This is a genomic window from Gemmobacter sp. 24YEA27 (assembly GCF_030052995.1).
Taxonomy (GTDB): Bacteria; Pseudomonadota; Alphaproteobacteria; order Rhodobacterales; family Rhodobacteraceae; genus Pseudogemmobacter.
Genome location: NZ_JASJPW010000001.1, coordinates 1,410,900 through 1,425,070, shown reverse-complemented (window position 1 = coordinate 1,425,070; position 14,171 = coordinate 1,410,900). Strand labels below are relative to the sequence as shown.

Here is a 14,171-nt window from a genome sequence, read left to right as displayed (position 1 = left end):
CGACAGCTTCGTCTTGTGGCCTGATGCGACAGACGCATTCAAATAGCCGTCGCCCGCGCCCGTATTTACCGTGCAGTAATCCTGAGGTATCGCTGCTCTGAGGTAACTGTCGGGAGATATGCATGCCAAGAACCATTGTCGGAGTGCCTGTCTTCAACGGAGTTTCTCTTATCCGCAGGTGCCTGGAGAACCTCACGGCACATCAGCTTGAGGACGTTGAGATCATCCTCTCAGACAACGCGTCCACGGATGGCACAAGCGAGATCTGCGCGGAATTTGCCGACAGGGATCGACGTTTCAGGCATGTGCGCCACGCGACAACATCCTCGGCAAACGACAATTTTCGCTCGGTTCGGGATGCTGCTGACTGCGAGTTCTTTGCCTTCCGGGCGTATGATGACCTGAGCTCTCCAGGCTATTTCAGCAAACTCTCGGACCTGCTTAAGACGAATTCAGACATGCGCCTGGCTGTCGGCAATGTCAGACAGGACTTCGGACCCGAGATCGGCATGCGCGAAGTGCCCTGGATCAGCGACCCGGCGACAGAGACAGGGCAGGCCGCGCAGCGCATCATTCACAGAATGTTTGCCTGCTACCCCGCCTGGTTCTACGGGTTGTGGCGAAAAGCAGCGCTCACAGAGGCATTCGAGCGCGTCCTTTCGCAATATGACGATCTCTGGGCCAGTGATCATCTGATTTTGTTGCACGCAATACTTGCGGATGGCGTAGCAGGCACCTCCGATCCGGAAATCGAGTTCCTGCAGGGCGTTTTGCCCGGACCCAGCCATTACGGCTCGTCGCGCCGGCCGCCCTGGTCGGTCATGAAGGACCGCAATACGCGCTTCCTCGCCTGCGCCAGGGACCTGCTGACCGAAACCGATATGGCCGCGCCCGACAAGCGTGCAATCGACAAGGTTCTGCAGAAGTATACTTACAAGCGCTGTTACCCTTGGCGGCGCGTTGCGAAAGCAAAACTGCGGACTATTCTGGGAATTGAAAAGCAGGCTACCTGAAACGCATAGGGTCGCAACACATGGCTCGTCCTTTAGAGGCAAAGGCCCGTGATGCAGGTGCCAGGTGCCGTAAGCTCCGCCGAGGACAGCGCGCAGGGCAGATATTCCAGGCGCTCGTAGGTCGGGATGATAAGGCGGATCTTACAGGTCATGGGCTTCTCGCAATCGTCGCGCGAGTGTGGCCAGCCTTCCCAATTGTATTCGCCGCGTGATCTCCCTTAAAATCGCAGTGATCGGCAGGTCTCACGCGTTTCAGCGGCGTCTTTCCGGGAACAGGGCCGAGCGCCGGATGAGCCAAGACAGCATATGGCCCCTGCCTGACGAACGGGCTGAAAAAGGACAGGCGTGAGATGAGCAGCGGAATTTTCCTCTGGGGGGCAAAATCGCAGGCGCGCATAATTGCGGCAGAGCTGACGCGCGCCGGCACACCGCCCGGGATGCTGTTCGACGCGACCCTGAGCGCGCCGGATTTCGCCACCAGCGCTGGTTTCTGCAACACATCCGGAGCGCTGGCCGCAGCGCTGGACCGCGCGCGCGACTTTGTGGTCTGTATCGGCGGGGCGCATGGCGCACAGAGGGCCGCCCTGTCTCACAGGCTCAGGGATGACTGGGGGCTGAACCCGCTTACCATCATCTCGCCGCAGGCCGGTCTGGATCCTGAGGCGGTTCTTGGTGCAGGTGTACAGCTGATGGCGCGGGCCTATATCGGGCTTGCCAGCCGGATTGGGGATTACACGCTGATCAATACCGGCGCCACGATTGACCATGAATGTGTGATCGGTGAGGGCGTCCATGTCATGGGAGCAGCCGCCATTGCCGGGCGCGTCACCATTGGCGATCACGTAACAATCGGCACCAATGCCACCATTCTGCCGAACCTCACCATCGGACGTGGCGCCCAGATCGGCGCCGGCGCGCTGGTTCGCCGGCATGTAGGCGAAAACGAGGTGGTGGTCGGCAATCCCGCCAGATTTCTCAGGCTGGAACCGCCGGTCACCGATCTTGCATTGCTGGATCAGGCCTTCTTGCGGCGCAGATAACCGCCGGGCGAAGATGCGATCTGCAGCTTGCCATTGATCACCTGATCGGGTTCGAAATCGCTGGTCTCAGCCAGAAAATCCAGCATCCCGCTCAGCGGCTCATCACCCGGATACCAGATCTTCGACCGTTTCTCCGGCGTCTGATCCGGCGTCATAAAGCCGATCACCGTATCAGCGACCACAAGATAGCAGCCTTCGGTCACCAGATCGGCATAGGCGCGGCATTCCGCCAGAACATGCGCGCGCGAATGGTCGCTGTCGAGAACCACCATCACTCGCGACCCCGGCGGGATTTCGGCCCGCACCTTTGCCAGCGTATCCTCATCCGCCGAGCCCCCTTCGATCAGCACCACCCGTTTCGACATCGGATGGCTTTCGATCGCCTCGCGGTTATGGGCGCGGATGTCGATATCGACACCGATCACCTTGCCCTTGCCCATCACCTCCAGAAGCGAGGCCATGAACAGCACCGATCCGCCACGCGCCACACCGGTTTCGATGATCACATCGGGCTTCGTCTCCCAGATCACCTCTTGCGTCGCCATGATATCGGCCGGCATCTGGATGATCGGCACGCCCATCCAGTTCCAGAGATAGGAGTAATCATAGCGGTCCAGCGCGGTGAGCATATCAAGCGATTGCGCGAAAACCGCCTTATCCTCTCCGAGCGCGAGCGCTTGCTTGCGTTTATGGGCTTCGAACTCTAAACGGTCGTCTTGTACGGTCACTTTGGCCTCGATACGACTTGGATCAGGGTATCGGGATCAGACGACCAGGACCGGCCACCGGTCAAGAGAAAACCGGTCAGGGAGAAACGTCGAATGACATCTGATCGGCCATTGGCCCCCAGTCCTGCCGCTCCCGTTTCCGCCGCAAAGCCCGCCCGCCAGATCCCGGTGGCAGCGCCGTCGATTACTGAACGCGAGGGCGAGCTGGCGCGTGAGGCTGCGCTGAACGCCTGGGGCGCGGATCACTACCGCTATAACCGCCGGTTCGAAGAGATGCTCGCTGCCCATTGCGGGGTTGCCCATGCGGTCAGCCTGCCCCATGCGACCTCGGGGCTGCACCTGGCGCTGGCGGCGCTCGGGGTCGGGCCCGGCGATGAGGTGATCGGCCCGGATGTGACCTGGATCGCCTCGATGGCGCCGGTCACCTATATGGGCGCGGTGCCGGTTTTTGTCGATATCCTGCCCGATACCTGGTGCCTTGACCCGGAGGCGGTCGAGGCCGCGATCACGCCCCGCACGAAAGCGATCATCGGCGTCGATCTCTATGGCTCGATGTGCGACTGGGATACACTGCGCGAGATCGCCGACCGTCACGGGATTGCGCTGATCGAGGATGCGGCCGAAGCGCTTGGTTCGACATATTGCGGCCGCCCGGCTGGCAGCCTTGGCGATGTGGCGGTGTTTTCCTTCCACGGCTCGAAAACCATCACCACGGGCGAAGGTGGCGCGCTGGTGACCAATGACCCGCAGCTTCATGCCCGGGTACAAAAGCTGCGCGATCACGGCCGCCCGCCGGGGGACCGGTTCTTCCTCAATGACGAGGTCGCATTCAAATATAAGATGAGCGCCGTCCAGGCCGCCCTTGGCATCGCACAGATGGAACGGCTGGACGCGCTGATTGCCTATAAGCGGCAATTGTTCGGCTGGTATGCTGACCGGTTGCGCAATGTGCCGGGCCTCGCGATCAATGCCGAACCGCAAGAGGTGAAGAACTCATTCTGGATGGTCACGGTCATGCCCGATGAACGCTATGATCTGGATAAATTCGCCCTGCAAACCGCGCTAGCGGAACAGGGCATTGATTCAAGACCATTCTTCTCAAGCCTCTCATCGCTCAAGGCCTATGCGGACACAGACTGCCGCCCCCTGATGACGCCGCGCACAGAGACCGCACGGATCGTCCATGCCGGGATCAATCTGCCCTCGGGCTATGGCCTCGATGAAGTAACAGTGAGTTACATTTGCGAAACGCTGAAAGCGATTCTGCAGGGATGCGAACGGCGCTGAGGCGACGCGCACCCGCGCCGCTCTCTCCGACGCAAAAGGACGAAATCGCACCTGAAAGCCCTGCCTGACGGCCATGGTCGCGGTCAGGCCGACCGTCATACTCCGGGCACAGCCAGGCGTCAGCTGCGCGGAACGCACCATCGGTGACAGCGCAAACCTGACTGCCAGTCGGGGGCGAACTGCTGTGAGCCGGACCGAACCTTACCGCAAGTCACCCAGGTCAATGAGTCCAGGGATTGCGCCGGTCAGTGGCGAAATTCTCGCCATAGCCACGCAGGCGGATATTTGCCTTGCGCGGGGTCGGCTCGATCACCGTATAGGCGATGCCATGCTGTTGGGCATAGGCTTCGGCCTCTTCCCGGGTCTCGAACCGCAGCTTGACCTGGGTCTGGGTGTCCGAAGATGAGGTCCAGCCCATCAGCGGATCCACTTCACGTGCGGAATCCTGCGCGAATTCCAAGAGCCAGACATGGGTTTTGCCCATACCGGATTGCATGGCATTGCGGCTGGGCTGATAGATACGGGCTCGCATTGGGCTGACCTCCGGAATAGCCCCGCCGTTCTGGCCGAAACGCGGCGAAAGCGCAAGGGATGCCGACAGATTGAACCTTCGCGCCGGCGCATTGCGCGCCGCCGGAACATGCTCGCGCTGAACTGGGGTTGAACTGGAACAAAAACAGATCAAATTAGCGGGTGACTGCCCGCTGCCCCCCTGCCCCTCCCGAGGCCCGAGATGCATAACAACGCGCCCGATAAACTGCCCGACATTTCCCATATCACGCCCGTGCGGCGCGAAAAGCTCGAAGGCGGGCAACGGTTTGTCATGCACACGCCCTTCACAGCAGCAGGCGACCAGCCGACCGCAATTGCCGAGCTGTCGCAGGGCGTAACCGCGGGCGAACATGACCAGGTGCTGCTGGGGGCGACCGGCACCGGCAAGACCTTCACCATGGCGAAGGTGATCGAAGAGACGCAGCGACCTGCGATCATCCTTGCGCCAAACAAGACACTGGCCGCGCAGTTATACGGGGAATTCAAGGGCTTCTTCCCCGATAACGCCGTTGAGTATTTCGTAAGCTATTACGATTACTACCAGCCCGAGGCCTATGTCGCGCGCACCGATACCTTTATCGAGAAAGAGAGCCAGATCAACGAAGCGATCGACCGGATGCGCCATTCGGCGACACGGGCGCTTTTGGAACGTGACGATGTGATCATCGTGGCGTCGGTGTCCTGTATCTACGGCATCGGTTCGGTCGAGACCTATTCGGCGATGACCCAGGACATGGTTCAGGGCCAGTTCTACGATCAGCGCAAATTCATCCAGGAGCTGGTGGCGCAGCAATACCGGCGCTCAGAGGTCGGGTTTCAGCGGGGCGGGTTCCGCGTCCGGGGCGATGTGATCGAGCTTTGGCCCGCCCACCTGGAAGACCGCGCCTGGCGGTTCTCATTCTTCGGCGAAGAGCTGGAGAGCATCACCGAATTTGACCCGCTGACCGGCGCGAAAACCGGCAGCTATGCTCAGATCCGCATCTATGCGAACAGCCATTATGTGACGCCACGCCCGACCATGGCCCAGGCGATCCAGGGCATCCGCGCCGAGCTGCACCAGCAGCTCAAACGCTTTAATGACGAGGGCAAGCTGCTCGAGGCGCAACGGCTGGAACAGCGTACCCGATTTGATCTGGAAATGCTGGAAGCCACCGGCGTCTGCAACGGGATCGAGAACTATTCGCGCTATCTGACCGGGCGCGCGCCTGGCGAGCCGCCGCCCACCCTGTTCGAATTCATCCCCGACAATGCCATTGTTTTTGCAGATGAATCCCATGTTTCTGTGCCACAGATCGGCGGCATGTACCGGGGCGACTTCCGGCGTAAATCGGTGCTGGCGGAACATGGCTTCCGCCTGCCCTCCTGCATGGACAACCGGCCGCTCAAATTCGAGGAATGGGACGCGATGCGGCCACAATCGGTCTTCGTCTCGGCGACGCCCTCGGCATGGGAGCTGGAACAGGCCGGCGGCGTTTTCACCGAACAGGTGATCCGCCCGACCGGGCTGATCGACCCGATGATCGAGATCCGGCCGGTCGAGATGCAGGTCGATGATCTGCTGGACGAGGTCCGGCGGGTGGCGGCAAAGGGGCTGCGCATTCTGGTGACCACGCTGACAAAGCGCATGGCCGAGGATCTCACCGAATATATGCATGAACAGGGGATCCGCATCCGCTACATGCATTCCGATATCGACACGATCGAGCGGATCGAGATCCTGCGCGATCTGCGGCTCGGGGCCTTTGACGTGCTGGTGGGCATTAACCTTTTGCGCGAGGGGCTCGATATTCCCGAATGCGGTCTGGTGGCGATTCTCGATGCCGATAAGGAGGGCTTCCTGCGGTCGGAAACCTCGCTGATCCAGACCATCGGGCGGGCGGCGCGCAATGCCGAGGGCCGCGTTATCATGTATGCCGACAAGATCACCGGCTCGATGACCCGCGCCATGGCCGAGACCGACCGGCGGCGCGAAAAGCAAAAGGCCTATAACCGCGAACATGGCATCACACCGCAGACGGTGAAGAAAAACGTCGAGGATGTGCTGGCGGGGCTGTGGTCGGGCGACACAGATCAGTCGCGGGTGACGGCGAAGATCGAGCGGCCGGCGGTGGGGCAGAACCTCGCGGCGCATCTCGACGCGCTGCGGGTGGCGATGCGCAAGGCGGCCGAGAACCTCGAATTTGAGGAAGCCGCCCGGCTGCGCGACGAGGTCAAACGGCTCGAAGCGGTGGAACTGGCCGTCGCCGACGACCCGCTGGCGCGGCAATCGGCGGTCGATGAAGCGGTGGAGGAGGCGGTGAAGTCTTCGGGCCGCTCGACCGCCGGGCGCGCGGGCCAGCGCGGCGGCACCAAAAGGAGCAAGCGGCGGTAACGCAGCTGGCTTTGCCCCGGCACGGTTAACCTTCGTTAACCTGCGCACGCCCTGCTTTGGGAGGGCAGCTGGTATATTCTTCGGTGTTTCGCCATTTCGGCCCTGGCGCTGAGCGCAGAGACCGGCGGGGTTTCAGCTCAGGACTGTGACCAGAACTATAACCGGACCCCTTCCGGAGGAAGCGTGCCACTCGACTCTGTTGTCAGTCACATCGGCGGAACCGGCACTTACGCCGCTTATGTCGAAGGCCCGGTCAGGGCCAGCGGTCAGGATATCTGCGATCCCGACCGGGATGGCGACGGGGCCGGCTGCGACCGCTGACCCCGTCGAATTAGCGTTTTCAGGCCGTCCGCACCAGGCGGATCAGCAGGAGCAGGATCACCGCGCCGATGGTGGCGTGGATGATGGAGGCAAGAATAGCATTGCCGCCGAAGGTCAGGCCGATGCGTGGCAGGATCAGCCCGGCGATAAAGGCGCCGACCACACCAACCACGATATTCCCGACCAGGCCAAAGCCGTAGCCTTTGACCAGTTGCCCCGCCAGCCAGCCGGCAACCGCGCCGATGACCAGAAGAATCAAAATGCTTTCGATACCCATAATCTCTCCCTCACTTTAACGAAGCGCCGTCAGGGTGTCGGGCGTTGCCGCCCCGCCCGAAGATCGGCGGTTCTGTTGCAGAGCCTCACTATGGCCGGAAGGTTAACGCAGCCGGAGGGATTTGGTTCCATATCGCGTAAAGACGCGGCCTCACAGCGATTGACCTTGCCGCCGCATCCGCCGATTGTGCTGCGCTGCAACCTCTGCCGCCGTGCCATCCGTCGACCCACGTCCTCAAAGACCGGACCCATGCCCATGCAGATCCTCGACCCGTTTCACCCGATGTTCGAGCGCCCCCTCACGCGGCTTTTAACCACGATCCTGCCAATCCTGTGGTCTGGTCTGGAATTCTTTGCTTTCAACGCGCCGCTTTGGGGCGCGGTCTTCCTCGTCGCGGGGCTTTATGCCGGCTATATGCTTTTTATCGTCAGGCCGAAGGGGCCCGACGGGGGCCCGGACGGGGACAAGTGACCAGCCCCCGCATCTCGCCCGAATCCCCCTGGAGCGCGCTTTCGCGCAATTTGCAGCCGGTGAGTTCCGGGATCAGGTCGATCATTATGGCCCGAATCGCCTGATGTTCCCCCGGCGAGGCCCAGCCGAGACGGATCACCTCGACACTGCTTCCCTTCAGAAAGACCACATAGTCATGCCCGCCACGGCTGGCCTCAAAGCGTTCGGCGCCAAACATATGCGGCGCGGGCTGGGCACCACAGGCGGCAAGGGAAAGAGGCAGGATCAGGGCCATTCGCATGATCCGATGCTCTGCGACCAGGGTTAATAATTCCTGAAGATCTTCGTCCGGCCCACCAGACCCCTGAAAAGCCCCATTATTTTTCTGATGACAAAGTGACTTTTCGCGCTTAGCTTTCCCCGCATGTCCATGTCCTGCGCCCCCGTCTGGTTTTATTACTTCCGCTCATGCCAGCGGATGCGGGCGGCTGTGTAACGCGAGACAGGCGATACTCACCAAAAACCCCCAAGCCGCTGGTTCAACCGGCGGCTTTCCGTTTTCGGGGGTGCCGGTCAGATCCTGAGGCAAAGTACAGGAAGACCGAAATGCCGACCGAAACCAACAACCTGCGTATCCAGGAGTTGCGCCCCCTGCCCTCGCCGCTGGAGCTCGCCGTGGCGATCCCCCGCGATGCCGCCATTTCCGAGACTGTGGCGCAAAGCCGCAACGCCATCCGTGAGATCCTGGCGGGCCGCGACGAACGGCTGCTCCTCGTGATCGGGCCCTGTTCGATCCATGACCCCGAGGCCGCGATGGATTACGCCCGCCGCCTCGCGGCCGAGCGCAAGCGCCACCAGGACAAGCTGGAAATCGTGATGCGGGTCTATTTCGAAAAGCCGCGCACCACGGTTGGCTGGAAGGGGCTGATCAATGACCCGCATCTCGACGGCTCGGACCGGATCGAGGACGGGCTGCCGCTCGCGCGCAAACTGCTGCTCGATATCAACCGCATGGGTCTGCCCGCCTCGACCGAATTCCTCGACCCGATCATGCCGCAATATTTCGCAGATCTGATTGCCTGGGGCGCGATCGGGGCGCGCACCACCGAAAGCCAGATCCATCGCCAGCTGGCCTCGGGCCTGTCCTGCCCGGTGGGCTTCAAGAACGGCACCGATGGCTCGGTCCAGATGGCGCTGGATGCGATTCTGTCGGCGCGCGGCCAGCATTCCTTCCCGGCGATCACGGCGGACGGGCGGGCGGCGATTGCGCGCACCACCGGCAACCCCGATTGTCATGTCGTGCTGCGCGGCGGATCGAAAGGGCCGAATTTCAGTGCGGCTGACGTCGATGCGGTCGCGGAGGCCGCGGCAAAAGCCGGCATTGATCCGGGCATCATGATCGACGCGAGCCATGCCAACAGCGGCAAGGATCCGGCCCGCCAGCCCGGGGTGGTCGCCGATGTCGCCACCCGTATCCGCGCCGGCGAGCGCCGTATCCGCGCGCTGATGGTCGAAAGCAACTTGGTCGCCGGCGCCCAAAAAGTCGTTCCCGGCCAAAAGCTTGTCTATGGTCAGTCGATCACCGATGGCTGCATTTCCTGGGATCAGACGGTCGAGCTGCTTGACGGGCTGGCCGATGCGGTCAAAGCGGGCGATATGGCAGCCGCCTGAGCCATAATCTCTATACGCTGGCCGCCTCCGGCAATCCAGGCGGCCAGCTCTGCCAGAACCATACCTTCGGGCTGGCGCCGCCGCCCTTTCAGCGCGCATTCCCAGACCAGGGCAACCCGCCAGCCCTGTGCCTCAAGCGCGGCCAGGATGCGGGCGTCGCGCGCCATATTGCCGCCGATCTTGGCGCGCCAGAACTCTTCCCGGGTCCTCGGCCAGCGAAACAGATCGCAGCCATGGCCATGCCAGAAACACCCATGCGCAAAGATCACCGCCCGGTATTTCGGGAGCACAAGATCCGGCCGCCCGGGCAGATCGCGCGCTTGCAATCGGTAGCGAAAGCCTAGCCCATGCAGCCCCTTGCGCAAGACCATCTCAGGCCTGGTATCCGCGCCCCGGATCGCCTGCATATTGCGTCGCCGCGCATCAGGCGAATGGACGTCAGCCATGGATCAGCGAAAGGATATGCGGCCGCATCTTCTGCGCGACCTCGGTGAAGACCGGCACCGCCACCGAATTGCCGAACTGGCGATAGGCCTGGGTGTCCGAGACCGGAATGCGGAAATTCTCACCATAGCCCATCAGCCGGGCACATTCTCTGGGCGTCAGGCGACGCGGGTTTTCACCGGGCTGCTGGCGGATCAGAATCTCGGACCCGTCCTTATAGTAGCGCGCCGAAAGCGTGCGGGCGATGTCATCCGGCCCGAAAAGGCCAAAGCCGAAGCCATTGCCCTTTGCGCGATGCTTGGCGGCATAGTCCTGAAGATAGCGCCAGAGCTTGTCGGTCAGCGTGTACTTCTCGCTGACAACCGCATCGGGGCCGGTGGTGAAATGCCCTTCCGGAGCCTCGGTGCCATTCTCGGGATGCAGGATCGTGCCCAGCCGGCGACCACCGTAAGAGGGCAGCTCAAGATCAGCCCAGCTGAAAGAGGTGGCCTCGCGAAACCCCACCATCACGATCCGCTCGCGGTGCTGCGGCACGAAATGACCGGCATCAATCACTTTGGTAAACAGCTGGTAGCCCAGCTCTTCGGTCAGCGTCCGGTTGATCACTGCGAAGGTATTGCCCTTATCATGACTTTGCAGGTTCTTTACATTTTCCAGCAAAAACGCGGCTGGGCGATGGTGTTTTATCAGCCGCGCCACGTCAAAAAACAACGTTCCCTGGGTTTCATCGGCAAAACCATGCGCCCGGCCGAGCGCGTTTTTCTTCGAGACCCCGGCGATGGAAAACGGCTGGCAGGGAAAGCCCGCAACCAGCACATCATGGTCGGGCACATCTGCCTCAGCCACCTCGCGGATATCGCCGGCAATCGGGCGGTTGTCGGGATAATTTGCATGATAGGTCTTCTGCGCGAACTGGTCCCATTCCGACGTAAAAACACAGCGCCCCCCCGCCGCCTCCATGGCACGCCTGAGGCCCCAATTCCGGCGAAAAGGTCAATGAACGTGAAGGAACCAACGGGATCCGGATGGCGCCCGGCCTCGGCGCGCAATACCGTCAGAACGGCCTCGCGCGGGGCTTCTTCGCCGCGTTTCCAGCGGTAAATATGGCCCTCAGAATAGCCAAGACGTTTCGCAGCATCGGGCACAGACCACCCCGCCTGGGCCAGAAGCCTGTCAAATTCGGTTTGCATCGCGGCTTTCATCTCTGGGAATTTTTCTGACATTATGGCGATACACGCCCCGCCGCAACCGGGACTGCGACGCCCCGCCGCAGCTCCGGTTTGACCTCGCTCAAGGTCGGGCGGGACAGCCTCGCCTAGCGCATGGGGAATGGCCGGTTGCCGGTCATTTCTGTGACACAGGAGTTTACCATGACATCCCGCATCCTCTTTGCCGCCCTGATCGCCTGCGGCCTCGCAGGCCCCGGCTTTGCCGCTGAAATCGAGGTGCATATGCTGAACAAAGGCGCCGCTGGCACAATGGTTTTCGAACCCGATTACGTGCGCGCCGAACCGGGCGATGTGATCAGGTTCATCCCGACCGACAAGAGCCACAATGTCGAGGCGATCAAAGATATGTTGCCGCCCGGCGCCGCAGTGTTCAAAGGCAAGATCAATGAAGCGCTTGACGTGACGGTGACCGAGCCGGGCGTTTACGGCGTCAAATGCACGCCACATCTTGCCATGGGCATGGTGATGGTGATCCAGGTTGGCGCCGCGCCTGAAGATCTGGCGGACGAGATCGAAAAGCTCAAGGCTGTGAAACTGCCGAAGAAAGCGCGTGAGCGAATGGATCTCGCGCTGGCTCAGGTTCAATAATCGAACATCGATATGGAAAACGCCGCCCGATTACGAGCAGCGTTTTCCCTTCTTCAACATCTGGCCCGGATCTGGCGTTACAGCCTCATCCCTTGTTCATCCTGTTCTCGATGAGGTCTTCGACGACGGTGGGGTCTGCGAGGGTTGAGGTATCGCCCAGGGCGGCAAAATCGTTTTCGGCGATTTTGCGCAGGATGCGGCGCATGATCTTGCCGGAACGGGTCTTGGGCAGGCCCGGGGCGAACTGGATCAGGTCGGGCTTGGCGATCGGGCCGATCTCGGCGCGGACCCAGGCCTCCAGCTCGCGCTTAAGCTCGGGCGAGGGGGTGACGCCGTTCATCAGCGTGACATAGGCGTAGATGCCCTGGCCCTTGAGGTCATGCGGATAGCCGACAACTGCCGCTTCGGCGACCTTCTCATGCGCGACAAGGGCGGATTCCACCTCTGCCGTGCCCATCCGGTGGCCGGAGACGTTAATGACATCATCGACGCGGCCGGTAATCCAGTAATAGCCATCCGCATCGCGACGGCAGCCGTCGCCCGTAAAATAATACCCTTTATACTGGCTGAAATAAGCCTCTTCAAATCGCGCATGATCGCCCCAGAGCGTGCGCATCTGCCCGGGCCAGCTGTCGCTGATGCACAGCACGCCCTCGCATTCGGTCTCGCTCAGCTCTGCCCCGGTCTGCGGGTCGAGAACCACCGGCTTCACCCCGAAGAACGGCACCGTCGCCGAGCCCGGCTTCGTCGCGGTGGCGCCCGGCAAAGGCGTCAGCATATGGCCGCCGGTCTCGGTCTGCCAGAAGGTGTCGACGATCGGCAGTTTCCCTTTTCCAACATATTTGTCGTACCAGGCCCATGCTTCGGGGTTGATAGGTTCACCAACCGAACCAAGCAGCTTCAAGGACGACAGATCATGCTTCTCGACAAATTCCGGCCCCATCCCCATCAGCGACCGGATCGCGGTCGGCGCGGTGTAGAACTGGTTGACCTTGTGTTTGGCGCAGACCTCCCAGAAACGGCCGGCATCGGGCCAGGTCGGCACGCCCTCGAACATCAGCGTGGTGCCGCCATTCGCCAGCGGCCCATAGACGATATAGCTGTGGCCGGTGACCCAGCCGACATCGGCCGTGCACCAGTAAACATCGCCGTCATGATAATCGAAGGTATATTGATGCGTCATCGCGGCATAGGTCAGGTAGCCGCCCGATGTATGCACCACCCCTTTCGGCTTACCGGTCGAGCCGGACGTATAGAGGATGAACAAAGGATCCTCGGCCCCGACCTCGACATAGGGGCAATAGGGCTTCGCCTCAGCCATTTCCGCCAGCAGATCGAAATCGCGGCCCGAGACCCAGGAGGTCTGCTCGCCCGTGCGTTTCACCACCAGGCATTTCACCCGGTCCGAACAATGCAAAAGCGCCTTATCGGTATTGTCCTTGAGCCCGGTCTTCTTGCCGGCGCGCGGTGCCCAGTCGGCGGTGATGACGATTCTCGCCTCGGAATCATTGATCCGGTTCGCCAGCGCATCCGGAGAAAATCCCCCGAAAACAACGGAATGCACCGCGCCCAGCCGGGCGCAGGCCAGCATCGCATAGGCGGCCTCGGGGATCATCGGCAGATAAAGCACGACGCGGTCGCCCTTTTTCACACCATGCGATTTCAACACATTGGCCATGCGCGAAACCTGCTCCAGCAGCGCGCGATAGGTGATGTGTTTCGCCGGTTCTTTCGGATCATCCGGCTCCCAGATGATCGCGGTCTGCTCCGCCCGGTCGATCAGATGGCGGTCGATGCAATTCGCCGCCACATTCAGCGAGCCGTCGCCAAACCAGCGGATCGAGATATTCCCCGGCGCGAAACTGGTCTCTTTGACCGTGCTATAGGGCTGGATCCAGTCCAGACGAAGCCCCTCACGCCCCCAGAACGCGTCAGGAGACCCTATCGATTCGCCATAAAGACGCGCGTAACCCGCCGCATCAACATGCGCACCAGATGAAAATTCCAATGATGGCGCGCGGCTCGTAACCGGACCTGACATGACACATTCCTCCCTTGCTTCGGGCGGTCTGTGCCCCTGGCCGGGATTTCCCCCAAGGCCCGGTTTCCGCCCCGATCTGCTGGCCGGGGCCGGATCCAGGACCGCCCCCCTGAACGCGATAGGGGGCCTCGGGAGCGGAAAGGTCAAGAAGGGGCGACA

Annotated in this window: 15 protein-coding genes and 1 pseudogene; 8 read left to right on the top strand and 8 right to left on the bottom strand. The window is 61.6% G+C overall.

The window, feature by feature from the left end:
* The first annotated feature begins 122 nt into the window (after positions 1-122).
* Entirely contained in the window at positions 123-1,013 is an 891-nt protein-coding gene (locus QNO18_RS07110; RefSeq protein ID WP_283177113.1) for a glycosyltransferase family A protein, read from the top strand.
* A 350-nt stretch (positions 1,014-1,363) separates the two neighbouring features.
* Complete coding sequence (locus tag QNO18_RS07105; protein ID WP_283177112.1) at positions 1,364-2,053, top strand: hypothetical protein; 690 nt, start codon at positions 1,364-1,366, stop codon at positions 2,051-2,053.
* Here the strand turns inward: QNO18_RS07105 and QNO18_RS07100 are convergent.
* On the bottom strand, positions 2,029-2,781 hold the full coding sequence (locus QNO18_RS07100) for a CmcI family methyltransferase (protein ID WP_283177111.1): 753 nt from the start codon (positions 2,779-2,781) through the stop codon (positions 2,029-2,031). The two genes, QNO18_RS07105 and QNO18_RS07100, sit on opposite strands and share 25 nt — an antisense overlap.
* A 93-nt stretch (positions 2,782-2,874) precedes the next feature.
* On the opposite strand from QNO18_RS07100, the gene QNO18_RS07095 reads away from it, so the two are divergent.
* Positions 2,875-4,068 carry a DegT/DnrJ/EryC1/StrS family aminotransferase gene (locus QNO18_RS07095; RefSeq protein ID WP_283177110.1) on the top strand — a complete coding sequence of 398 codons (1,194 nt, stop codon included), beginning with the start codon at positions 2,875-2,877 and terminating at the stop codon, positions 4,066-4,068.
* Positions 4,069-4,288: 220 nt separating this feature from the next.
* On the opposite strand, the gene QNO18_RS07090 is transcribed toward QNO18_RS07095, so the two are convergent.
* Complete coding sequence (locus tag QNO18_RS07090) at positions 4,289-4,600, bottom strand: ETC complex I subunit (protein ID WP_092895672.1); 312 nt, start codon at positions 4,598-4,600, stop codon at positions 4,289-4,291.
* 201 nt (positions 4,601-4,801) lie between these two features.
* Here QNO18_RS07090 and uvrB point away from each other — a divergent pair, with 201 nt between their 5' ends.
* Both uvrB and QNO18_RS07080 read left to right on the top strand, forming a co-directional pair.
* Entirely contained in the window at positions 4,802-6,991 is a 2,190-nt protein-coding gene (gene uvrB, locus QNO18_RS07085) for an excinuclease ABC subunit UvrB (RefSeq protein ID WP_283177109.1), read from the top strand.
* A gap of 183 nt (positions 6,992-7,174) precedes the next feature.
* Positions 7,175-7,312 carry a hypothetical protein gene (locus tag QNO18_RS07080; RefSeq protein WP_283177108.1) on the top strand — a complete coding sequence of 46 codons (138 nt, stop codon included), beginning with the start codon at positions 7,175-7,177 and terminating at the stop codon, positions 7,310-7,312.
* A gap of 19 nt (positions 7,313-7,331) precedes the next feature.
* Here the strand turns inward: QNO18_RS07080 and QNO18_RS07075 are convergent, their stop codons facing one another.
* Positions 7,332-7,589, bottom strand: coding sequence for a GlsB/YeaQ/YmgE family stress response membrane protein (locus QNO18_RS07075; protein ID WP_198836744.1), 258 nt, complete (start codon positions 7,587-7,589; stop codon positions 7,332-7,334).
* Positions 7,590-7,838: 249 nt separating this feature from the next.
* On the opposite strand from QNO18_RS07075, the gene QNO18_RS07070 reads away from it, so the two are divergent.
* Positions 7,839-8,060: a hypothetical protein gene (locus QNO18_RS07070; protein ID WP_283177107.1), complete on the top strand. Its 222-nt coding sequence runs from the start codon at positions 7,839-7,841 to the stop codon at positions 8,058-8,060.
* Here the strand turns inward: QNO18_RS07070 and QNO18_RS07065 are convergent.
* Positions 8,017-8,334 carry a hypothetical protein gene (locus tag QNO18_RS07065; protein ID WP_283177106.1) on the bottom strand — a complete coding sequence of 106 codons (318 nt, stop codon included), beginning with the start codon at positions 8,332-8,334 and terminating at the stop codon, positions 8,017-8,019. The two genes, QNO18_RS07070 and QNO18_RS07065, sit on opposite strands and share 44 nt — an antisense overlap.
* A 311-nt stretch (positions 8,335-8,645) precedes the next feature.
* On the opposite strand from QNO18_RS07065, the gene QNO18_RS07060 reads away from it, so the two are divergent.
* Positions 8,646-9,710, top strand: coding sequence for a 3-deoxy-7-phosphoheptulonate synthase (locus QNO18_RS07060; RefSeq protein ID WP_283177105.1), 1,065 nt, complete (start codon positions 8,646-8,648; stop codon positions 9,708-9,710).
* Here the strand turns inward: QNO18_RS07060 and QNO18_RS07055 are convergent.
* The 3 genes and pseudogenes from QNO18_RS07055 to QNO18_RS07045 all read right to left on the bottom strand — a co-directional run.
* Entirely contained in the window at positions 9,644-10,117 is a 474-nt protein-coding gene (locus tag QNO18_RS07055; RefSeq protein WP_283177104.1) for a very short patch repair endonuclease, read from the bottom strand. The genes QNO18_RS07060 and QNO18_RS07055 overlap by 67 nt on opposite strands.
* Before the next feature lie 31 nt (positions 10,118-10,148).
* A complete protein-coding gene (gene dcm / locus QNO18_RS07050; protein ID WP_283177103.1) occupies positions 10,149-11,114 on the bottom strand; it encodes a DNA (cytosine-5-)-methyltransferase in 966 nt (321 codons plus the stop codon).
* 164 nt (positions 11,115-11,278) lie between these two features.
* A pseudogene (locus QNO18_RS07045) lies at positions 11,279-11,344 on the bottom strand (hypothetical protein); the annotation flags it as partial.
* Between the two features lie 180 nt (positions 11,345-11,524).
* Between QNO18_RS07045 and QNO18_RS07040 the strand changes: the two are divergent.
* Complete coding sequence (locus QNO18_RS07040) at positions 11,525-11,971, top strand: pseudoazurin (protein ID WP_283177102.1); 447 nt, start codon at positions 11,525-11,527, stop codon at positions 11,969-11,971.
* 85 nt (positions 11,972-12,056) lie between these two features.
* Here the strand turns inward: QNO18_RS07040 and acs are convergent, their stop codons facing one another.
* Entirely contained in the window at positions 12,057-14,012 is a 1,956-nt protein-coding gene (gene acs, locus QNO18_RS07035; RefSeq protein WP_283177101.1) for an acetate--CoA ligase, read from the bottom strand.
* Positions 14,013-14,171: the final 159 nt, after the last annotated feature.